Origin of the sequence: Micromonospora trifolii (assembly GCF_050516465.1) — a bacterium.
Taxonomy (GTDB): domain Bacteria; phylum Actinomycetota; class Actinomycetes; order Mycobacteriales; family Micromonosporaceae; genus Micromonospora; species Micromonospora trifolii.
Window position 1 is genome coordinate 5245592 of the sequence record NZ_CP191526.1, and the last position, 21743, is coordinate 5267334.

A 21743-nucleotide genomic window follows, 5' to 3' on the forward strand; every position below is an offset into this window, starting at 1 on the left:
AGATCTAGCAGGCCGGACCAGCGCGCACGAACGACCAAGCGTACCTGATGGGGCACGCTTCTGGATGTCGTACAACAGCAGGCAACGATACCCGGCGCCCCGTCCGCAGGTCAAAACGGGGGTGCGGTCCCGCGCGGCGACGCGCCGAGGGTGGCTCAGCTCACACGTTGGCGAGTCGTCCGACCCTCGGACGGCGGTAGACCACCCAGGTGACCGCGAAGCACAACGCGTACCAGCCGATGAAGGCCAGGTAGGCGGCGTCGGCGTTGCCCGAGCTGAGGAACGACTGGCGGAAGGCGATGTTGACCAGCACCCCGCCGAAGGCGCCGATCGCACCCGCGATGCCGATCAACGCGCCGGTCATCCGCCGCGCCCACCGCGCGGCGGCCTCCGGATCACGCTGACCGGTGGCCACCGCGTCCGCCGACCGGGCCCGGAAGATCGCCGGGATCATCTTGTACGTGGAGCCGTTGCCGACGCCGGAGAACACGAAGAGGGCGAGGAACCCGGCGAGGTAGAGCCCGAACGAACGCTCCCGCGCCGCGTACAGCACCGTGCTCGCCCCGGCCGCCATCGCCACGAAGTTCCAGAAGGTCACCCGGGCCCCGCCCAACCGGTCGGCGAGGTGCCCGCCCAGCGGCCGGATCAGCGAGCCGACCAGCGGGCCCAGGAAGGTCAGCCAGGCGGCGTCGACCGGGGTGGGGAACCGCTCGGCGAACTGGAGCTGGAGCACCTGACCGAAGGCGAAACCGAAGCCGATGAACGAGCCGAAGGTGCCGATGTAGAGCAGCGACATCACCCAGGTGTGCGGGTCGCGGGCCGCCTCCCGCAACGCGCCCGGCTCGTTGCGTGCCCCGGGCACGGTGTCCAACCAGCGGGCCGCGGCCAGCGCGGCCAGCACGATCAGCGGCAGGTAGACCGCCGGCACCAACCGGGGGTACGCGGCGCCCGCCGTGGCGAGGACCGCCAGGCCGACCAACTGCACGGCGGGTACGCCCAGGTTGCCGCCACCGGCGTTGAGCCCGAGCGCCCGCCCCTTGAGGCGCTGTGGGTAGAACAGGTTGATGTTCGCCATCGAGGAGGCGAAGTTGCCACCGCCGACCCCGGTGAGGCAGGCGAGCACCATCAGGGTGGTGTAGGACACCCCGGGTTCCAGCAGCACCGTCATCGGCACCGCGGGCACCAGCAACAACAGCGCGCTGATGGTCGTCCAGCGTCGTCCGCCGAAGCGGGCCACCGCCAGCGTGTACGGCAGCCGGAGCACCGCGCCCAGGGCGGCCGGCACGGCGGTGAGCAGGAACTTCCCGGCCGGATCGATGCCGTACGCGGGGCCGAGGAAGAGCACGGTGACCGACCAGAGACTCCACACCGAGAAGCCGACGTGCTCCGCGAAGATCGAGACCCAGAGGTTGCGCCGGGCGATCGGCGCGCCGGTGGCCTGCCAGAAGTCCGGGTCCTCGGGGCGCCAGTCGTGCAGCGGTTGCCGGCGACCGGTGACGGCAGGCGGCTCGGCGGTGACTACGGTGCTGGTGAGCGTGCTCACGGCGGCTCCTCCTCGTCGATGTGACGAGGGGAAACGGTAGGAACGCCCGGTTACCTGGCAGTGCCCGTCGCGGGTCGGGCCGGAAACGGGGATCGCACCACGGGCCGGCGGCGATGGTGAGCACGCCACCGGGGGCGTGCGGTCGAGCTGCCCTTACGGTCAGAGCTGCTGGAGGATGCGCAGCGCGCGGCCCACCCGGAGCATGGTGTCGGTGTCGGCGACGTCCACGCACGCGGTGAACCACTTCTTCATGGGCGAGGAGATCCGGTCGGGCATCACCACGAACCGGCCCATCGACACGGCGAGCGGCGAGTCCCGCAGGAGTGACTCCTCGACCACCTCGACCACGATCACGATGGGCACGTCGGTGGAGTTGTAGACGTCCGAGCTGATCACGAGACCGAGGCGTTCCCGGGCGCCCTCGATGCGCCAGATCTCACCCCTACGCAGCACGCGGCCGTCCGCCGGAGAACAGGTCGTTGACCATGCCCACCTCGCGGGCGTCGGCGAGCGCGGCGGACTCCAGGTCCAGGCTGGCGCGGCCCACGGCAGCGGCGTGCGCGGTGAAGACCTCGCGCAGCGCCTTCTCCCGGGCGGCCTGGTCCATCCACGCGGAGAGCGACAGCCCCTCGCGCTTGGCGAACCGCCGCGCCTCCTCGATCGTCTCGTCCGTGAACGAGAGAGTCACCTTGGCAGTCATGCCGAGCAGATTACCCACCGGTGTGACCAACAGTCATCCCCGCGCTTGCCGGCTCGCACCCGGGAGGCGAAACGCACATTCCGCCGGTCTCACCCGGCCCGGCCGCCGAACACCGCGAAGCGCCACTCCTTGAAGTAGCAGTCGACGTCGGCCAGGCCCGCCTCGGCGAGCCACCGGCACTGGTCGGTCACGGTCGCCGGGCGGTCGTGGCGCATCCGCTCCCGGGAAGCCGCGATCTCGTCGGGGGACGCCCCCAGCTCGGTGATCCGCTCCAGCCACACCTCGTCATAGCGCCGGTCCAGCTCCGGGGTCGGGCCGGCGACCTGCTCGGCGTTGACGAACACGCCGCCCGGCGCCAGCGCGGCGGCGGCCCGCCGGTAGAGCGCGCGCTTGCCGGCGTCGTCCAGGTGGTGGATGGCCAGCGCGCTGACCACCGCGTCGTACCGGCCCGGCGGCAGCTCGTCGGCCAGGTCGGCGTGGACCGTGCGGTGTGGCACCGACCGCGCGTCCAACTGGTCGCTGGCGCGGGCGAGCATCGCCTGCGCTCCGTCCACCAGGGTCAGCCGGACTCCGGGCACCGCGGCGGACAGCAGCAGGGAGAGCAGACCGGTGCCCGCGCCCAGATCCAACACCGCCGGGGTACGTCCGGCGGCGAGCGCGGCGCGCAGCGGCGGCGCGGCCACCTGGACGGCGGTGCCGTAGAAGGCGTCGAAGCACGGCACCAGCCGCCTGCGCGCCTCGTCGTACGTGCCGGCCACCGCGTCGAAGACGTCCGTCACGCCCATCGCAGACTCCCACTTTTTGAGACAGATTTCCCACATTATAAGCCAATGACGGCACCACAGAACCCGGCGGACGCGTTCGTGCCGGGGCCGCCCTTGACCTGCCGAGATCGTGGACAGTTTCCGTTGGGAGGGCCCACCGAGGGAACGGAAACTGTCCAAGATCTCCGCCGTCATCCACCCGTCACACGCGCTGCCCCTGTGCGGTGTGAGCCCCACTTGACAGGACCGAAACAGAAGGGACCCGGACCGGAAACCGCCCGGCGGCACGCTTTCCCGACATGACAGACGGTGCACGGTCAGCGACTCCGCCGGGGCTGACGCCCCGGGAAGTGGCGACGCACTGCCCGTACTGCGCACTGCAGTGCGGAATGACGCTGCGCGCGGACGACGCCGGGGTGACGGTTCACCCGCGCCAGTTCCCCACCAACCGGGGCGGGCTCTGCCAGAAGGGTTGGACCGCCGCCGAACTGCTCGACCACCCGGAGAGGCTGACCACCCCGCTGGTGCGCGACCCGGCCACCGGCGAACTGCACCCGGCGAGCTGGGACACCGCGCTCGACCGGGTGGTCGCCGGCATCCGCGCCGTCCAGGACGACGCCGGCCGGGACGCGGTCGCCGTCTTCGGCGGTGGTGGCCTGACCAACGAGAAGGCGTACGCGTTGGGAAAGTTCGCCCGGATCGGGCTGCGCACCAGGCACATCGACTACAACGGACGGTTCTGCATGTCCTCGGCGGCAGCCGCCGGGATGCGCGCCTTCGGCATCGACCGCGGGCTGCCGTTCCCCCTCGCCGACCTGGGCCGGGCCGACACCCTGCTGCTGGTCGGAGCGAACCCGGCGGAGACCATGCCGCCGCTGGTGCGCTGGCTCACCGAGCAGCGCCGCAACGGCGGAAAGCTGATCGTCATCGACCCCCGGGTCACCGCCACCGCCCGCCAGGCCGACCTGCACCTGCAACCGCTGCCCGGCACCGACCTCGCGGTGGCCAACGCGCTGCTGCACATTGCCCTCACCGAGGGTTGGGTCGACCGGGCCTACGTGGCCGATCGCACCACCGGATTCGACGCGGTCCGCCGAGGGGTCGCCGCCTGGTGGCCGGCCCGCGCGGAACAGCTCTCCGGGGTGCCGGTGGCCGACCTGGAGGCGACCGCCCGAGCGCTGGGCACCGGCGGTCGCGTGATCATCCTGACCGCGCGCGGCGCCGAGCAGCACGCCAAGGGGGTGGACACCGTCACCGCGTACGTCAATCTCGCCCTCGCCCTCGGTCTGCCCGGCCGCGACGGTTCGGGGTACGGCTGCCTTACCGGCCAGGGCAACGGCCAGGGCGGGCGGGAGCACGGGCAGAAGGCCGACCAGCTCCCCGGCTACCGGCGGATCGACGACCCGGCGGCCCGGGAGCACGTGGCCGGGGTCTGGGGCGTGCCGGCCGACGAACTGCCCGGCCCGGGAGTACCCGCCTATAAACTGCTCGACTCGCTCGGCACGCCGGGTGGCCCGCGCGCGTTGCTGGTGTTCGGGTCGAACCCGGTGGTCTCGGCACCCCGGGCGGCCCGGATCGAGGGCCGCCTGCGCGACCTCGACCTGCTGGTCGTCGCGGACCTCCTGCTCTCCGAGACGGCCGCGTTGGCGGACGTGGTGCTGCCCACCGCGCAGTGGGCCGAGGAGGACGGCACCATGACCAACCTGGAGGGTCGGGTGCTGCGTCGGCGCGCGCTACGGCCGCCCCCGCCGGGTGTCCGGACCGACCTCGCCATCATCTCCGACCTGGCGGTGCGGCTGGCCGACGCCGAGTCGACGGACGTCGACCCAGTCGACGCCAGCCCGGCCAGCGTGCGACCGGCCGCCGTCGCGGCGGCTCGGTTCCCGGCCGACCCGGCTGCCGTCTTCGCCGAGCTGCGCCGCGCCTCAGCCGGTGGGGCCGCCGACTACGCCGGCATCAGCTGGGAGCGGATCGACGCCGACGACGGGGTCTACTGGCCCTGCCCGACCGAGGACGGACCGGACACGCCCCGACTCTTCGCCGACCGGTTCGCCACCCCGGACGGCCGGGCCCGCTTCCACCCCGTCGACCATCGGCCGGCCGCCGAGCAGGTCTGCGCCACGTACCCGCTGCACTTCACCACGGGTCGGGTGCTGGCCCAGTACCAGTCGGGCACCCAGACCCGACGGGTTTCCGCGCTGCGCCGCGCCGCCCCGGAGGCGTTCGTCGAACTGCACCCCGACCTGGCCACCCGGCTGGGCATCGACGACGGCGACCCGGTGCGGGTCACCTCGCGCCGAGGTGAGTTCCGCGCGCCGGCCCGGCTCAGCGCCGGGATCCGACCCGACACCGTGTTCGCCCCGTTCCACTACGCGGGGGCGGGACGCGCCAACTCGGTGACCAACGACGCGGTGGACCCGATCTCCGGGATGCCCGAGTTCAAGATCTGCGCCGTCCGGGTGGAGAAGGCATGACCGCCCGGGTGGTCATCGTCGGCAACGGGATGGCGGGCGCGCGCCTCGCCGGTGAGCTGCACGCCCGGGAGGGAGACCGGAAGGTCACAGTGCTCGGGGCCGAGCCGCACCGCGCGTACAACCGGATCCTGCTCTCCACCCTGCTGGCCGGCCGGATCGACGAGCCGGACGTGGAGCTGACCGAAGCCGCCGGCCACGGCGTCGACCTGCGCAGCGGCGTACCGGTGACCGCCGTCGACCGGTCCGCCCGGGAGGTCCGCACCGACGACGGCGAACGAATCGGATACGACCATCTGGTGCTCGCCACCGGCGCCCGCGCGGTGGTGCCGTCACTGCCCGGCCTCGACCCGGCGAACCTGCCGGAGCGGGTGGTCCCCTTCCGGACCCTGGACGACTGCCGGCGGATCCTCGCCGCGGCGGACGGCGCCCGCAGCGCGCTGGTGCTCGGCGGCGGGTTGCTCGGTCTGGAGGCCGCCCGGGGGCTGGCCACCCGGGGGCTGGCCACCACGGTGGTGCACCCCAGAGAGCACCTGATGGAACGGCAACTGGACCCGACTGCCGGCGCGGTGCTCGCGGGCACGCTCGCCGGTTTCGGCGTCACCGTCCAACTGGGGGTGTCGGCGACCGGCGTGGCCGCGGACGCCAGCGGTGTCCGCCTCGACCTGGCCGACGGCCGATCGCTCCGCGCCGACCTGCTGGTGCTCTCCTGCGGCGTACGCCCGGACACCGCCCTCGCGCAGGCCGCCGGCCTGACCGTGCGGCGCGGCGTGGTGGTGGACGACCGGCTGCGCACCAGCGACCGGTCCATCTCGGCGATCGGCGACTGCGCCGAGCACGACGGCGTGCTCACCGGGCTGGTCGCGCCCGCCTGGGCCCAGGCCCAGGTTCTCGCGGACGTGCTGACCGGGACGGACCCACTGGTCCGGTACCGGCCCCGGCCGGTGGTGACCCGGCTGAAGGCCGCCGGGATCGACCTGGCGTCGATGGGTGACGCGGCCAGTGGCGGGCCGGGCGAGGAGTTGACCTTCGCCGATCCGACCAGAGGCACGTACGCCCGGTTGCGGATCCGGGACGAGCGGCTGATCGGCGCGATCCTGCTCGGCGACAACCCGGCGGTCGGCACGGTGATCCAACTCTTCGACCGTGGTCAGCCGGTGCCGAGTGACCGCCGGGCGCTGCTGCTCGGCCGGGCACTCGGCACGGTCGGCGCGACCCCGGCCGCCTCACCGGCGCTGATGCCGGACGCGGCCACGGTCTGCCAGTGCAACACGGTGAGCAAGGGCGCACTCGTCAGAAGCTGGCGCTCCGGCGCCCGGACGGTCGATGCGGTGGTGGCCGCGACCCGGGCCGGCACCGGATGCGGCGGATGCCGGGACGCGGTGAGCGGCATCGTCGACTGGCTGAGCCAGGCGGAATCGGTGGAGGTGACGCGATGAGCGGCGGCGAACTGGTCGTCATCGGCAACGGCATGGTCGGGCAGCGTTTCGTGGACGCGCTGCGCGCCCGTGACCCACAGGGCAACTGGCGGGTGACAGTGCTGGCCGAGGAGGGGCGCCCGGCGTACGACCGGGTGCGGCTCTCGGCGTACTTCGACGGGGTGAGTGAGAGCGAACTCAACCTGCACACCCCGCACGACGGGGTGCGGTTGCGACTCGGCGAGCCGGCCATCGCCGTCGACCGGGACCGGCAGGTGGTGACCACCGCCGTCGGCGAATACCGCTACGACGCGCTGGTGCTGGCCACCGGGTCGTACGCGTTCGTGCCGCCGGTGGCCGGCACCGAGCTGCCCGGGGTCTTCGTCTACCGGACCCTGGACGACCTGGCGGCGATCCGGGCGTACGCGCGGGGCCGGCGGGTCGGCGCGGTGATCGGTGGTGGGCTGCTCGGTCTGGAGGCCGCGAATGCCCTGCGACTGCTCGGCCTGAGCACCGACGTGGTCGAGTTCGCGCCCCGGTTGATGCCGGTGCAGGTGGACCAGGCCGGCGGCGCGATGCTCCGCCGCTACGTCGACGAGTTGGGCGTACGGACCCATCTCGGGGTGGCGACCACCGCGATCCGTCCCGGCCCGGACGGTGGCGTCGCGGCCCTGGAACTCTCCGACGGCACGGCCCTCGACGCCGAGCTGGTGGTGGTGGCCGCCGGTATCCGGCCCCGGGACCAGTTGGCCCGGGACGCCGGTCTGCCGTTGGGCCCGCGCGGCGGGGTGCTGGTCGACGCGACCTGTCGTACCGCCGACGAGCGGATCTGGGCCGTCGGCGAGTGCGCGGCGGTCGACGGCACCTGCCACGGTCTGGTCGCGCCGGGGTACGCGACGGCCGAGGTGGTGGCCGATCGGCTGGTCGGCGGCGCGGCGACCTTCCCGGGCGCGGACACCGCCACCAAACTCAAGCTGCTCGGCGTCGACGTGGCCTCGTTCGGCGACGCCCACGGCACGACCGAGGGCTGCCTCGACGTCACGTTCACCGACCCGGCCACCCGGGTCTACGCGAAGCTGGTCCTCTCCGACGACGCGCACACCCTGCTCGGCGGGGTGCTGGTCGGTGATGCCAGCGCGTACCCGACGCTGCGGGCCAGTGTGGGCGGCCCGCTGCCGGCCGCGCCGCTGGCGCTGCTCGCCCCCGACGGCGGCGGGGCGGACGCCGGGGCGCTGCCCGCCGCCGCGCAGGTCTGCTCCTGCAACGCGGTGACCCGGGGCGACGTGGACGCCGCCATCGCCGACGGTTGCGCGGACGTGCCGGCGTTGAAGGCGTGCACCAGGGCCGGCACCAGCTGCGGTTCCTGCGTGCCGATGCTGAAGCAGCTCCTGGACGCGGCCGGGGTGGCGCAGTCCAGCGCGCTCTGCGAACACTTCGACGTCAGCCGACGAGAGCTGTTCGAGATCGTCCGCGTCCGCGGTATCCGCACCTTCTCCCGGCTGGTCGCCGAGCACGGTCGGGGCCGCGGCTGCGACATCTGCAAGCCGGTGGTGGCGTCCATCCTCGCCTCGCTGGGCAGCGGGCACGTGCTCGACGGCGAACAGGCATCGTTGCAGGACACCAACGACCACTTCCTGGCCAACCTGCAACGCGACGGCAGCTACTCGGTGGTGCCCCGGATCCCGGGCGGCGAGATCACCCCGGAGAAGCTGATCGTGATCGGCGAGGTCGCCCGAGACTTCCAGCTCTACACGAAGATCACCGGTGGGCAGCGGATCGACCTGTTCGGGGCGCGGGTGGAGCAGCTGCCGCAGATCTGGCGGCGGCTGGTCGACGCCGGCTTCGAGTCCGGGCACGCGTACGGCAAGGCGCTGCGCACGGTGAAGTCGTGCGTGGGCGAGACCTGGTGCCGGTACGGGGTGCAGGACTCGGTGGGGCTGGCCGTCGCGCTGGAGCTGCGCTATCGCGGGCTGCGTGCTCCGCACAAGCTCAAGTCGGCGGTCTCCGGTTGCGCCCGGGAGTGCGCGGAGGCGCGCAGCAAGGACTTCGGCATCATCGCCACCGAGACCGGCTGGAATCTCTATGTCGGAGGCAACGGTGGTTTCCGGCCCCGGCACGCCGACCTGTTCGCCACTGATTTGTCCACGGACGCGCTGATCAGGCTGATCGACAGGTTACTGATCTACTACATTCGCACCGCCGACCGGTTGCAACGCACCGCCGGCTGGATCGAGGCCATGGAGGGCGGCCTGGACCACCTGCGCTCGGTGATCGTGGACGACTCGCTCGGGCTCTGCGAGGACCTCGACGCGGCGATGGCCCGGCACGTGTCGTCGTACTCCGACGAGTGGCGCGACGTCCTGGACGACCCTGATCGGCTGCGCCGCTACACCTCCTTCGTCAACGCCCCCGACGTACCCGACCCGTCGATCACCTTCACCCGGGAACGCGGCCAGCCGGTCCCCGTACGCGACCAGTCCTCGACCGGATCCGAGCCGACGAATGGTCACCGTCGGCAACCGGTCACCCTCGGCCTACCGGAGGTACGGCGATGACCCAGACCCTCACGCTGACCTGGACCACCGTCTGCCTGCTCGACCGGTTGGAACCGGACCGGGGCGTCGCCGCCCTGGTCGACGGGGTGCAGATCGCCCTCTTCCGGACCGCCGACGAGCTGTTCGCGATCGACAACCGCGACCCGGTCTCCGGGGCGTACGTGCTGTCCCGGGGCATCGTCGGCAGCCGTGGCGGAGTGCCGACGGTCGCCTCACCGCTGCACAAGCAGGTGTACGACCTGCGCAGCGGGCACTGCCTCGACCTGCCCGGGGTGGCCGTGGCCCGACACGACGCACGTTGCCGCAACGGGCGGGTCGAGGTGCGGCTGCGACAGGAGGGTTGATGCGGGAAGAACTGGCGGGCTTCACCATCGGGGTGACCGCCGATCGGCGGCGCGACGAGTTGGCCGCGCTGCTCGAACGACGGGGCGCCAGGGTGGTGCTCGCCCCGGCGCTGCGGATCGTGCCGCTGTCCGACGACACCGAGCTGCGCGAGGCGACCCGCGCCTGCCTCGACCAGCCGCCGGACATCCTGATGGCCAACACCGGCATCGGCATGCGCGGCTGGTTGGAGGCGGCCGAGGGCTGGGGGCTGGCCGAGCCGCTGCGCTCCGTGCTGGCCAGCTCGTACGTGGTGGCACGCGGCCCGAAGGCACGCGGCGCGATCCGGGCGGCCGGGCTGCACGACCAGTGGTCGCCCGCCTCGGAGAGCTGCGACGAGGTGGTCGACCACCTGCGCCGGCGCGGCGTGGCCGGGCAGGTGATCGCGATGCAGCTGCACGGCGAGCGGCAGCCCGAGTGCACGCTCGCGCTGGAAGCGGCGGGCGCCACTGTCATCGAGGTGCCGGTCTACCGCTGGGCGCCGCCGACCGACCCGGCGCCGCTGCACCGGCTGATCGACCTGATCGCCGGCCGGCTGGTGGACGCGGTGACGTTCACCTCGGCGCCGGCGGCCGAGGCGTTGCTGCGGGCCGCCGGTGACCGCACCGACGCGGTGCTGTCCGCGTTGCGCAGCGACGTGCTGGCCAGCTGCGTCGGCGCGGTGACCGCCGAGCCGCTGCTGCGGCACGGGGTGCCGGTGAGCGCGCCCGGTCGGGCCCGGCTGGGCGCGCTGGTGCGGACCATCGTCGACGAGCTGCCCCGCCGGACCGTGACGTTCAAGGCCGGCGGGCATCTGCTCACGTTGCGCGGGCATGCCGCGGTGATCGACGGCGAGTTGCGGCCACTCGCGCCCGCGCCGATGGCGGTGCTGCGGGCGCTGGCCCAGTCCCCGGGTCGGGTGTTGTCCCGTACGGCGCTGCTGCGGACGCTGCCCCGGGGCGCGGACGAGCACGCCGTGGAGATGGCCGTCGCCCGGCTCCGGGCCGGCTTACGCGCGCCCCGCGTGGTGCAGACAGTGGTGAAGCGCGGCTACCGGCTCCGGGTCGACTGAGGGCGTCACGGCCGGCCGTCGCGAGCCGGCCGTGACGCGACGGTTCAGCCGACCGGCGTCGGGAAGCCCCGTCCGTGCTCGGACTGGAGCCGGAGCATGGCGTGCTCGACCACAGTCACCAGCACCTGCTTGACCGAGTCCCGCTGCCGGGCGTCGGTCATCACCAGCGGCACCTGCGGCGAGATGGCCAGCGCTTCGCGGACCTCCTCGGCCTCGTACTGCGGTGCGCCGTCGAACTTGTTCAGCGCCACCACGTACGGCAGGTTGCGGTTCTCGAAGTAGTCCAGCGGGGCGAACGCGTCGGTGATCCGGCGGGTGTCCACCAGCACGGCGGCACCCACCGCCCCCCGGATGATCTCGTCCCACATGAACCAGAACCGAGTCTGACCCGGTGTACCGAAGAGGTACAGGATCAGGTCCTGGGCCATGGTGATGCGGCCGAAGTCCATGGCGACCGTGGTGGTCTCCTTGCCCGGCACCTTGGACGGATCGTCGATGCCGACGCCCGCCGCGGTCATCAACGCCTCGGTGGTCAGCGGTGTGATCTCGGAGATCGCCCCGACCAGTGTCGTCTTACCGACGCCGAAGCCGCCCGCGACGACGATCTTCGCGGAGACGATTCCCCGGCCCGGCCGCCCCCCTGCGGGGTCATAGCCTGCGAAGTCCACTTAGCACCCTTCCAAGCAGTTCCATCCGCTCCTCGAACCCCTCGGCGGGAGCAGCAGTGTGTAACGTCAGCAGGCTCTCGGCCACCATGTCGGCGACCAACACCCGGGCGACGCCCAGCGGCATCCGGGTATACGCGGCGATCTCCGCCAGCGACTGTGCTCGGCCCTCACAGACCGTGGCGATGCGGTGCTTGTCGTGCCCGGCGAAGCGGGACTCGGCTACCTGGGTGGGAGAGGCGGTGAGGACGGCCTCGAGGGCGATGTCCTGCCGGGGCTCGGTACGACCACGGGTGACCGCGTACGGACGCACCAGCGCGCCACGCGGGTCAGCGCGTCGTTGGTCCATTCCCGATCACCTCCTCGTTCCCTGCTGAGCCGGACTGTGCCGCCTCTCGTCCCTGGTCCGGCGCTCGGAACGAGCGCCGCCTTCCGGTGCTAAGAGCGCACCGCGTCTCGCGGCAGCGGCACCAGCGCGGCACCCACCCGCTCGACCAGCAGCGCCATCTCGTAGCCCACCTGACCCACGTCGCAGCTGCGCGCGGCCAGCACGGCCATCGAGGAGCCGTCGCTGATCGACATCAGGAAGAGATACCCGCTGTCCATCTCGATGACTGTCTGCAACACCCCGCCCGCGCTGAACATCCGGGCCGCGCCCTCGGTCAGGCTCACCACCCCGGAGGTGATCGCGGCGAGCTGGTCCGCCCGGTCCCCCGGCAGATCCCGGGAGGACGCGAGCAGCAGCCCGTCGGCGGACACCGCCACCACGTGGGCGATTCCCGCCACGCTGTCGGCGAAGTTGGTGAGCAGCCAACCCATGTCCTGCATGGCAGCTGGCCTGTTCATCGGCTCTCCTTGGTCGAGGTGCTGTTCAGGTCCGTTCCGGCCGTCCGGCCGCGCTGCACACCGCGGTGGTAGGCCGACAGCAGACCACGTACTTCATCCGGGGTCCGCCGGCTGCGGTCCCGGCCGCTCTTCGGTTCGATGCCACCCGGCACGAGCTGTTGCTGCGGCACCCGCTTGGGCAACCCGGAGCGGGTGGTCCCGGCGGGAGCCGGCTCGGCAGCCCGGCTGGCCCGGGACCAGCCTTCGTCCGCCGCCGTACGCCATGCCCCCGGATCGGGTGCGGGTGCGGCGGGTGCGGGTGCGGGTGCGGCCGGAGCCGTCCGACCGGCCGGGGGCGGGGCGTACGTCGGCGGCGCCGACGGCCGTGCCCCGAACCCGTCCATGGTGGCGCCGAGGCCATCGGCGCCCGGGGTGGTCGTCCCGTCGGTGCCGGAGCTGCCCGGGGTACGGGTCGGCAGTTTCGGTCGGGCCGGCGACGCTGCCGGCACCGACCCGGCGCTCGGCTGGCCGCCGTTGCCGGTGCGCAGGCCAGCGTCGGCCGCAGCGATGGTGGCGGGCGCGGGCGGCTCGTCGAAGTTGGGCCGGGTGAAGATCGCGGTGGCGTCGTCGCCGTGCGACCGGAACCAGACCGCCTCCATCTCCCGGAAGATCGGAGCCTCTGCGGGGAAGTCGGGCCGGGTGCTGACCGGTGCGGCGGGCACCGACGGAACGGCCGGCGGTGCCACCGCGCCCGGGCCGGCGACCGGCCCGACCGGGAGGCCCTGAGCGCCGCGCCCATCCGCGGTGTCCGCCGCGTCCGGGGTGGTGCCACGCCGAGGCAGCGGGTCGACGGTCGGGTAGGCCACGGTCGGGCTGCCCAGCGAGGCGCCCGCACCGTTGCTGTAGGCCGGCCGGGCCGGCGGGAGCGGGGCGGCGGGTGCCGGGGCGGCAGGTGCGGGTGGCATGGTCGAGCGCGGGCCGGTGTAGCCACCGGCCTGTACGGCCGGGGTGGTGTCCCGCGAGTCCAGCGGCGACTGCCACTGGGCGGGTGTCGGCGTGCTGGTCCGCCACTGGTCGGGCAGCGTCGCCGCCGACGTGGCGGCACCGGCGAACTGCTCGGCGTGACCGGCCGGGGTGAGCGGCGCCTGCTCCACGGCCATCGGCTGACGCGGCCGGGTGAGCACCTGCTCGCGGCCCCGGTTGCTGGGCAGCACCACGGTGGCGGCGGGCAACGTCACCTGGGCGACGGTGCCGCCCTCGACGTTGCGGCGCAACTCCACCCGGATGCCGTAACGGGAGGCGAGCCGACTCACCACGGCCAGACCCATCAGTCGGAACGCGGCGACGTCCACGCTCGGTGGGGCCGCCAGCCGCCGGTTGAGCGAGTCGAGCTGGTCGTCGGTGAGGCCGAGTCCGCGGTCCTCGATCTGGATCAGCACGTAGTCGCGGATCCGGCGACCGTCGGCGACCACAGTGGTGTTCGGCGGCGAGAACCGGGTGGCGTTGTCGAGCAGCTCGGCGACGAGGCGTACCACGTCGTTGACCGCGTGCGCCGCCACCGAGATGTCGGTGTCCACCGTGCCGAACTCGATGCGGTTGTAGAGCTCCACCTCGGACTGGGCGGCGCGCAGCACGTCCACCACCAGCGCGTTGTCGTGACGCGGTGCGGCGGAGTCGGCACCGGCCAGGACGAGCAGGTTCTCGTCGTTGCGGCGCATTCGGGTGGCCAGGTGGTCCAGTTCGAAGAGCTGTGCGAGCCGCTTCGGGTCCTCCTCGCCGCGCTCGATCGCGTCCAACTCGCCGATCATCCGGTCGACCAGGGTCTGACTACGGCGGGCCAGGTTGAGGAACATCGCCGAGACGCTGGTACGCAGTGCCGCCTGCTCGGCGGCGACCCGCACCGCCTCCCGGTGTACGACGTTGAAGGCCAGCGCCACCTGACCGACCTCGTCGCGGGTGTTGAGCTGGATGGGGTCCCGGACCTGGCGGACGATCTCGTCCACCCCGCCGTCACCCACGCTGCCCATGTTCTGCAGCCGCTGCACCGCGTCGGGCAGGTCGTGGTTGGCCACCGAGAGCGCGCCCTCACGCAGTCGGCGCAGCGAGTGGTTGAGCGAGCGGGCCAGCACCACGGCCAGCGACACGGCGATGATCAGGGTCAGCAGCACCAGGATCGACTCGACCACGGCCTGCCGGATGACGTCCGAGCGGGCCTGGTCGGCCTGCTGGAGCAGTCGGTCCTGCAGTTGGATCTCGGCCCAGCGCATCAGGTCGTTCACGGCGCCGATGGCCGCGGTGGCGTCCTGCGCGGTGACCAGGGGGCGCTGCCCGACCGAGCGGGTGATGTCGGTGGCAACCCGGTCGGCCAGGCCGACCGCGTCGCCGGAGACCGTGCTGTCGACCAGCGCGCGCTGCACCGGGTCGGCGGCCAGCGAGAAGGCGACCAGGGCCTCCTGCTGGCCGGTCAACGTTGCCACGAAGGAGGAGAACTGCTCCGAGTCGAGCTGGCCGGCCGTCAGCGCGGTGAAGGCGACGGCCTCTTCCTCGGCGACGGAAGCCTTGGCGCGGGCGAAGGCGGCGACCGCGCGGCGGCTGTCCGACAGGCTCTCGTCGCCGGGCAGCTGGGCCAGGCCGTCACCGTACGACACCAGGTCGGTGAGGATGACTCCGTAGCGGAGCACCGCCTCGGCGACCGCCATCTGCCGGCGGTCCAGCACCTCCTGACGGGTGCTGTCCAGGGTGGCCAGGTGGTCGTCGATGGCGGCCAGCCGGTCCCGCAGGGCCGTCGGCACGTCGCCGATCCGGCCCCGCTCGGCGCGGTACTCGTCCACCTGCTGCTGCGTCTGGCGGACCCGCAGGTTGTACGCGTCGGCCGGCTGCTGCGGAGCGGCGAGGTAGGCGGCCGCGGCCATCCGTTCGGCCTGGAGGTCCTGGGTGAGGGCGCTGACGTCGACGGAGAGGGCCGTCAGTGACCGGGCCCGGGTGGCGTCGAACGCGCCCTCGCCGACGGAGATCAGGCGGACCGTGGCCAGCGCGATCACCGCCGCCACCGGGACGACAAGAATCAACGCCAACTTGGACCGGATCCGGGCGTCACGCAGTCTCGGCATCCGTCGGCGCGCACGCCGACCGCTATCGCCGAGCGCGGGCAGGGTCGTCGGTCCGGTGCTCACGACATCGCCTCCGTCGTTTCTTCCCCGCCTGAGCCGCCGAGCCATGCCGTAAGCGGAGGGGACCACGCGCGGCACGGCCGCGATTTCATCAGAGATGATCGTGTTTGGGAAGCCGCAGTGAGGTAGGAAACGGTCGGACGGAGCGCATCCCGTGATCCGGGCAACTGATACCTTCATTTCCGCAAGCCCCTGAACAGGGCATGTAACTCCAGAGTGGTCACGCGTGTATGCAAAGTGAGCTTTTGCAAACATTGCGTTACCCCAGCATGTGGGATGGCCGTCCCGAAAATGCTGCCGGGGTCCGCGCTTGACCACAGCGCCGGCCATTGGCAAGGTTTTGCAGGCTTCGCGCACACCGTACGGCAGAGGAGATCCCGTCCTCCACTGAGGACGGATTAGCGGCGGTGACCGGGCAGCGCCCGCGCCCGCACCTGGAGGACTGAGTTGAGCCCCATCCGCTCCGCGACCATCGCGGCGCTCGCATCGGCCGTAGTGGCCACCACGCTCACCGGCTGCCAGTTTGGCGAGGCGGAGAAGGACACGAGTCCGATCGTGATCGCTGCCGATCTCGAACTCTCCGGCGCCGCGGCCACTGTTGGCCGGACATACCAGCGAGCCCTCGAACTCAAGGTCGAGCAGTTGAACTCCTCCGGAGCACTGAACGGCCGGAAGATCGACCTGAAGGTGAAGGACAACCGTTCCGACTCGGCCGAGTCACTTCGCAACATCGTTGACTTCAGCAGCGATTCGAAGGTCAGCGCCATCATCATGGGCGGCTGCAACGAATGCGCGGTCGGAGCAGTCGGGACCATCAACGAGAAGCGGATTCCCACCATTGCGCTAGCCGCTTCCGGCGCGATCGCCGCGCCGGCCGCTGAACGGCGCTACGTGTTCAAGCTGGGCCCCAACGCCCCGGACAGCGCCGCCGCGCTGACCACCGAACTGCGCCGCAACAACGTCCGCAAGGTGGGGATGCTGGTCAGCGACGACGACTACGGCCAGGAGGGCGCGACCGCGCTCAAGAACGAACTGGACAAGGCCAAGATCACGCTCCGACAGCAGCGGATCAAGACCACCGAGACCGACGTCAGCCAGCAGGTCCAGCAGCTCGCGTCGGGCAAGCCCGACGCGATGGTCTTCTGGACCCCGCCGGAGCAGGCGACACTGGCCGCCACCAGCGCCCAGCAGACCACCTTCCGTGGGTCGATCTACTTCGACGCGGGAGCGGCCGGGGACCTCTTCCTCGGCGCGGCGGCCAAGGCGACCGAGAAGGCCACGCTGATCTTCACCCAGACCATGGTGATCGACGACGTGATCGCGACCACGCCGGCCAAGGCGGCCCGGCGGCAGTGGTTCCAGGACTACACGGCACGCTTCGGTGGCTACAACGGGTCCTCGTCGTTCGCCGCGGACGCCGTCCAGCTGATCGCCGACGCCGAACTGCGCGCCGGTGGCGAGATCGGCAAGGTGGACCGCAACGGCATCCGGGACGTGCTGGAGACGTCCCAGATGGACGGCCTCTCCGGCCCGATCCGCATGACGCCGGACAACCACAGCGGCCTGATGCCGCAGGCGCTCACCACGCTGGTCGCCCGCAACGGTCGCTGGCGGTTGGCGGGGTAAACGCTCGGGCCTGCTGTGTTCTTTCGTCCCGGCGCTCTTCGTCGTGTGCCGGGTGCGGGTGTGGCCTACCGTGCCCGGCTCCGGGCGGTCAGGCTTGATCCCTCAGCCGGGCACGGTAGGCCACACCCTTTGCGTCAGCAGCGTCGACAAGACGGGCCGGCCTCCCAGTGGGAGGCCGGCCCTTCGCGTTTCTTGTGGTTGAGCTCTTCTGTTGGGTTAGCGGCTGCTGGTGGTTTCTCGTACCCAGGGGAGGGCGAAGCGCTCGATCAGCAGGAGCGCCGAGTAGAGCAGGATGCTCACCAGCGCCACCAGCATGATCGCCGCCCAGGCGGTGGCGGTGTCGCCGACGCCGGCGTACTGCGTGATGACGTAGCCGAGGCCGCTCTCGCCGGCCTGGAACTCACCGATCACCGCGCCGATCGCGGCCAGTGGCATGGCCACCTTGAGCCCGACGAAGATCTGCGGCAGCGCGGCCGGGAAGCGCACCTTGCGGAACGCCTGCCAGCGGGAGGCGTTCCAGGACCGCACCAGTTCGGCCAGGTCGGCCGGCGTGGTGGTCAACCCGGTCGCGGTGGAGAGCACGATCGGGAAGAAGCAGAGCAGGAACACCATGGTCAGGATCGGCTTCTGGCCCCAGCCGAGCGCCACCACCAGCAGCGGGCCCAGCGTGATCTTCGGCACCGCGTTCACAGCGACCAGCAGCGGAGTGAACATCCGCTCCACAGTGCGGGAGCTGGCCAGGGAGAGCCCGATCAGCACACCGGCGGCCACCGACAGGGCGAACCCGGTCAGGATCTCCAACGTGGTGTCCCAGGTGTGCTCCAGCAGCTGCGCCGGCTTGTCGACGAACGCGGTGAGCACGTCGCCGGGTGGGGGCAGGGCTGCGGGGTGAACCAGCTCCAGCCGGGCGATCAGCCACCACGCCGCCAGCGCGACCAGGATGCCGACCGCGGGCAGCACCGCCTCGGCCCCGGCCCGCAGACCGGCACCTCGACCCGTGCGCCCCGCCTCGGGGCCGGCACTCGGCGGCACGGGTTCCGCCACCACCGGGTCCGCTGACCGGACGTCGGTCATCTCTGTCCTCCTCGAAATCCCACGGCCCGCCGGGGGCCGACGAGCGACGGGGGTACGCCCCACCGGGATCGGCGGGACGTACCCCCTGATGACGACCGGACGATCAGGCCTTCGGCGCGAGGCTGAAGTCGATGATCTGCTCGGGGGTGATGTTCTGCTTCAGCGCGCCGGCGCCCTGCAGAATGGCGATGCTCTTGGCGACCCGACCGCTGTCCAGGGTGCCGATCGCGGTGCCGGTGTTGCCGGAACGGACGTACGCGGCCATCAGCTCCAGCTCGGCGGCGGCGGAGACCGGGTTGGTGGCGTCGACGTTCTTCTTCAGGATGTCGGCGGCCTCCTTGGAGTTCGCCAGGCTGTACTCCAGGCCCTTGAGCAGCGCCGCGGTGAACTTCTTCACCATCTCGGGCTTCTCCTTGGCGATCTTCGAGGAGGTGATCAGCACGTTGCCGTAGAGGTCCTGCATCACGTTGCTGTACGGCAGCATGACGGCCTTCTTCTTGGCCACCGCCTCGATGGTCGGCTGACCGACGACGAACTGACCGATGCCGTCGACCGAGCCCGCGGCCAGCGTGCCGATCAGGTTCTGCGCCTCACCGTTGACCCAGGTCACCTTGGTCGCGTCCACCCCGGCGAGCCGGGCGTACGTCGGGAAGAGGTTGCGGACCACGGACCCGGGGGTGTCGGCGAGCTTCTTGCCCTCCAGGTCCTTCGGCGAGCTGATGTTCTTGCCCTCGACGGTGGCGATGCCCGCCATGGTGCGCTGCTGGATCGCGGCCACCGCGGTGAAGTCCTTGGCCTGGCCGTTGCCGAGCTGGAGCAGACCGCCGGTGAGGTCGATCGGGCCGAAGTCGGCCTGGCCGCCGACGACGGTCTGGATCACGCCACCGGTGCCCTGACCAGCCTTGATCTCGACGTCGAAGCCGGCTTCCTTGAAGAAGCCCTTGTCCTTCGCCACCCAGGCGTAGGAGTCACGGCCGAAGTTACCGAACGAGGTGAGGTAGGTCACCTTCTCCAGCGTCTTGCCGTCGCCGCCCTTGGCATCGTCGGCCGAATCCGACCCGCTGCTGCAGGCGGAGACAAGGGCGAGGGCGGTGGCCAGCGCGGCCGTAGCGACCGTACGGGTCAGCCTTCTCATCAGTGCACCATGTCCTTTCCGACCGGGGCCGGCAGGCCACCGGAGGGGGTTGTCGTGACGGGCCGGCGGGAGGGGTGGAAGCCGGGCGCCGCCGTCGTGAGGGGACTCTTCGCGGGCACAGCGTACGAGAAACCCACAGTTGTGACGCCAGGCGTATCGGGTTGCGGAACGGATACAACCTGACGACCACCCCAGCCGGTGTCATACCTCGACAGGGCAGTTAGCCTTTGTCGGATTCCTGACCGTCCACTCAGCGGAGGTGCGCCGGAGATGATCCGACTGTCCGGGGTGTCCCGTACCTTCGAGGGCCGTTCCGGCCGGGTGGAGGCGCTGCGCGGCATCGACCTCGACGTCGCCGAGGGCGAGTTCGTCGCCGTGCTCGGCCGCTCCGGCTGCGGCAAGTCCACACTGCTGCGGCTGATCGCCGGGCTGCTCCCGCTGAGCGCCGGTGAGATCACCGTCGCCGGTACGCCGATCGCCCGCCCCCGCCAGGACATCGCCATGCTGTTCCAGAAGCCGGCACTGCTGCCCTGGCGCACCGTGCTGGACAACGTCCTGCTGCCGGTGGAGATCTTCGGCTGGAGCCGCGCCAAGCACCGGGAGCGGGCCCGGCAACTGCTCGACGTGGCCGGGTTGGCCGGCTTCGAGAAGCGGCTACCGCACGAGCTCTCCGGCGGCATGCAGCAGCGGGTGTCGCTGTGCCGGTCGTTGATCGGTGAGCCCCGGGTGATGCTGATGGACGAGCCGTTCTCCGCGCTGGACGCGCTCACCCGCGAGGAACTCTCCGGCGAACTCCAGCGGGTGCACATGGAGAACAAGCCGACCATCGTCTTCGTCACCCACTCGATCGACGAGGCGGTGCTGCTCGCCGACCGGGTGGTCGTGCTGAGCCCCCGCCCCGGCCGGATCCGCAAGGTCGTCGACGTGACCATCCCCCGGCCCCGCACCCTGGGCCGCAACGCCCACCTGGCCGACGTCGCCCAGGTCAGCGCCGACCTGCACGAACTGCTGATGGAACGCGAGCAGCCGGCCACCGCCGGCGCGGAAGGACACTGACCATGCGGGTGTCGGTCTTCACCGAGCCGAACCGTGGCGCCAGCTACGACACCCAGCTCCGGTTCGCCCGGCTGGTCGAGGCCTGCGGCTACGAGGGCTTCCTCCGCGCCGACCACTACCAGTCGATGGGCGCCGACCCGGGCCTGCCCGGCCCCACGGACGCCTGGCTGACCCTCGCCGCGCTGGCCCGGGAAACCGAGCGGATCCGACTCGGCACCCTGGTGACGTCGGCCACGTTCCGCCTGCCCGGCCCCCTCGCCGTGATGGTCGCGCAGGTCGACCAGATGAGCGGCGGCCGGGTCGACCTCGGCATCGGCGCCGGCTGGTACGAGCGCGAGCACACCTCGTACGGCATCCCGTTCCCGGCGGTCGGCGAGCGCTTCGACCGCTTGGCCGAGCAGCTTGAGGTGATCACCGGGTTGTGGGGAACCCCGTCCGGCGAGACCTACAGCTTCACCGGCGACCACTACCGGCTGGTGAACGCCCCCGCCCTGCCCAAGCCGGTGCAGGTGCCCGGCCCGCCGATCATCGTGGGCGGACGCGGCCCCAAGCGCACCCCCGAACTGGCCGCCCGGTACGCCGACGAGTTCAACATGCCGTTCAAGTCCGTGGCGGCCACCGCCGAGGCGTACGACCGGGTGCGCGAGGCGTGTGAGCGCACCGGACGGACGGAGTCCGGTCGCGACCCGCTGGTGCTCTCCGCCGGGATCGTCGTCGCGATCGGCCGGACCGACGCGGAGGCCCAGCGTCGGGCCGCGCCTCTGCACGAGAAGAGCGCCCTGCCACCGGAGGACCCGGTGGTCGGCTCCCCCGCGCAGCTCGCGCAGCGGATCGGTGAGTTCGCCGCGATCGGCACCACCCGGGTCCACCTACGCCTGATCGACTTCGATGATCTCGATCACCTCGAGCTGATCGCCGCCGAGGTGCTGCCCCAACTGGACGGAGCACGATGACCGACGTGATCGACGGAACCGAACTCGGACCGGTGGGTCAGGAGATCGTGTACGAGAACGACCGGGTCCGGGTGTGGCACATCCGCCTCGAGCCGGGCGAGCGGCAACCGCTGCACCGGCACGACCACCCCTACCTGGTGGTGGCGATCGAGGGCGCCAAGAACGTCGTACAGACCATCGACGGCACCCGGATCGACGCCGACGAGCCCACCGGTGGAGTGGTCTACCGGGACCCGGGCGCGGTGCACATGCTGACCAATGTCGGGGATACGACTTACGTGGCCCGGCTGGTCGAACTCAAGTAGACCCGCCGATTGCCACCGGCGTGCCGCGCGGCGCGCCGGTGGCAATCGGGT

19 protein-coding genes are annotated in these 21743 nt (G+C 71.8%); 9 read left to right on the top strand and 10 right to left on the bottom strand.

Going from position 1 to position 21743, the window contains the following annotated elements; translation table 11 throughout:
• Nucleotides 1–160: 160 nt before the first annotated feature.
• The 4 genes from ACQRWP_RS24375 to ACQRWP_RS24390 form a co-directional block, all read right to left on the bottom strand.
• On the bottom strand, nucleotides 161–1543 hold the full coding sequence (locus ACQRWP_RS24375; protein ID WP_430498019.1) for a nitrate/nitrite transporter: 1383 nt from the start codon (nucleotides 1541–1543) through the stop codon (nucleotides 161–163).
• 159 nt (nucleotides 1544–1702) lie between these two features.
• Nucleotides 1703–1996, bottom strand: coding sequence for a type II toxin-antitoxin system PemK/MazF family toxin (locus ACQRWP_RS24380; RefSeq protein ID WP_430498020.1), 294 nt, complete (start codon nucleotides 1994–1996; stop codon nucleotides 1703–1705).
• Complete coding sequence (locus ACQRWP_RS24385) at nucleotides 1986–2243, bottom strand: DUF6364 family protein (RefSeq protein WP_091403518.1); 258 nt, start codon at nucleotides 2241–2243, stop codon at nucleotides 1986–1988. Before ACQRWP_RS24385 ends, ACQRWP_RS24380 begins: the two co-directional genes overlap by 11 nt.
• Nucleotides 2244–2332: 89 nt before the next feature.
• Nucleotides 2333–3028, bottom strand: a complete 696-nt coding sequence (locus ACQRWP_RS24390) for a class I SAM-dependent methyltransferase (RefSeq protein WP_430498022.1) — start codon at nucleotides 3026–3028, stop codon at nucleotides 2333–2335.
• 278 nt (nucleotides 3029–3306) lie between these two features.
• Between ACQRWP_RS24390 and ACQRWP_RS24395 the strand changes: the two genes are divergently transcribed.
• From ACQRWP_RS24395 to ACQRWP_RS24415, 5 genes are read left to right on the top strand one after another with little or no spacing between them, the layout of a single operon-like run.
• Nucleotides 3307–5481, top strand: coding sequence for a molybdopterin oxidoreductase family protein (locus ACQRWP_RS24395; RefSeq protein ID WP_430498024.1), 2175 nt, complete (start codon nucleotides 3307–3309; stop codon nucleotides 5479–5481).
• Nucleotides 5478–6917 carry an FAD-dependent oxidoreductase gene (locus ACQRWP_RS24400; protein ID WP_430498026.1) on the top strand — a complete coding sequence of 480 codons (1440 nt, stop codon included), beginning with the start codon at nucleotides 5478–5480 and terminating at the stop codon, nucleotides 6915–6917. The genes ACQRWP_RS24395 and ACQRWP_RS24400 overlap by 4 nt, the downstream gene beginning before the upstream one ends.
• Nucleotides 6914–9451: a nitrite reductase large subunit NirB gene (gene nirB, locus ACQRWP_RS24405; RefSeq protein WP_430498028.1), complete on the top strand. Its 2538-nt coding sequence runs from the start codon at nucleotides 6914–6916 to the stop codon at nucleotides 9449–9451. The genes ACQRWP_RS24400 and nirB overlap by 4 nt, the downstream gene beginning before the upstream one ends.
• Nucleotides 9448–9795, top strand: coding sequence for a nitrite reductase small subunit NirD (gene nirD, locus ACQRWP_RS24410; RefSeq protein ID WP_430498030.1), 348 nt, complete (start codon nucleotides 9448–9450; stop codon nucleotides 9793–9795). Before nirB ends, nirD begins: the two co-directional genes overlap by 4 nt.
• Nucleotides 9795–10883, top strand: a complete 1089-nt coding sequence (locus ACQRWP_RS24415) for a uroporphyrinogen-III synthase (protein ID WP_238679479.1) — start codon at nucleotides 9795–9797, stop codon at nucleotides 10881–10883. Before nirD ends, ACQRWP_RS24415 begins: the two co-directional genes overlap by 1 nt.
• Before the next feature lie 44 nt (nucleotides 10884–10927).
• Here the strand turns inward: ACQRWP_RS24415 and ACQRWP_RS24420 are convergent, their stop codons facing one another.
• From ACQRWP_RS24420 to ACQRWP_RS24435, 4 genes are all read right to left on the bottom strand, one after another.
• Nucleotides 10928–11551: a GTP-binding protein gene (locus ACQRWP_RS24420; RefSeq protein ID WP_030329978.1), complete on the bottom strand. Its 624-nt coding sequence runs from the start codon at nucleotides 11549–11551 to the stop codon at nucleotides 10928–10930.
• Nucleotides 11532–11897 (bottom strand): DUF742 domain-containing protein, encoded by a 366-nt coding sequence (locus tag ACQRWP_RS24425; RefSeq protein ID WP_007465174.1) that lies wholly within the window; start codon nucleotides 11895–11897, stop codon nucleotides 11532–11534. The genes ACQRWP_RS24420 and ACQRWP_RS24425 overlap by 20 nt, the downstream gene beginning before the upstream one ends.
• Nucleotides 11898–11986: 89 nt before the next feature.
• Entirely contained in the window at nucleotides 11987–12394 is a 408-nt protein-coding gene (locus ACQRWP_RS24430) for a roadblock/LC7 domain-containing protein (protein ID WP_007465177.1), read from the bottom strand.
• Nucleotides 12391–15546, bottom strand: coding sequence for a sensor histidine kinase (locus ACQRWP_RS24435; RefSeq protein WP_430498033.1), 3156 nt, complete (start codon nucleotides 15544–15546; stop codon nucleotides 12391–12393). The genes ACQRWP_RS24430 and ACQRWP_RS24435 overlap by 4 nt, the downstream gene beginning before the upstream one ends.
• A 444-nt stretch (nucleotides 15547–15990) precedes the next feature.
• Between ACQRWP_RS24435 and ACQRWP_RS24440 the strand changes: the two genes are divergently transcribed.
• Entirely contained in the window at nucleotides 15991–17169 is a 1179-nt protein-coding gene (locus tag ACQRWP_RS24440) for an ABC transporter substrate-binding protein (RefSeq protein ID WP_430498034.1), read from the top strand.
• A gap of 216 nt (nucleotides 17170–17385) precedes the next feature.
• Here the strand turns inward: ACQRWP_RS24440 and ACQRWP_RS24445 are convergent, their stop codons facing one another.
• The gene (locus ACQRWP_RS24445) at nucleotides 17386–18243 is read right to left on the bottom strand and encodes an ABC transporter permease (RefSeq protein ID WP_430498036.1); all 858 of its coding nucleotides are present in this window, start codon (nucleotides 18241–18243) and stop codon (nucleotides 17386–17388) included.
• Nucleotides 18244–18346: 103 nt separating this feature from the next.
• Entirely contained in the window at nucleotides 18347–19378 is a 1032-nt protein-coding gene (locus ACQRWP_RS24450; RefSeq protein WP_430498038.1) for an ABC transporter substrate-binding protein, read from the bottom strand.
• A 270-nt stretch (nucleotides 19379–19648) separates the two neighbouring features.
• On the opposite strand from ACQRWP_RS24450, the gene ACQRWP_RS24455 reads away from it, so the two are divergent.
• The 3 genes from ACQRWP_RS24455 to ACQRWP_RS24465 are packed head-to-tail and all read left to right on the top strand — an operon-like array spanning nucleotide 19649 to nucleotide 21692.
• Entirely contained in the window at nucleotides 19649–20434 is a 786-nt protein-coding gene (locus ACQRWP_RS24455; protein WP_430498040.1) for an ABC transporter ATP-binding protein, read from the top strand.
• Nucleotides 20435–20436: 2 nt separating this feature from the next.
• Complete coding sequence (locus tag ACQRWP_RS24460; protein WP_430498042.1) at nucleotides 20437–21387, top strand: LLM class F420-dependent oxidoreductase; 951 nt, start codon at nucleotides 20437–20439, stop codon at nucleotides 21385–21387.
• Nucleotides 21384–21692: a cupin gene (locus ACQRWP_RS24465; protein WP_430498043.1), complete on the top strand. Its 309-nt coding sequence runs from the start codon at nucleotides 21384–21386 to the stop codon at nucleotides 21690–21692. Before ACQRWP_RS24460 ends, ACQRWP_RS24465 begins: the two co-directional genes overlap by 4 nt.
• Nucleotides 21693–21743: the final 51 nt, after the last annotated feature.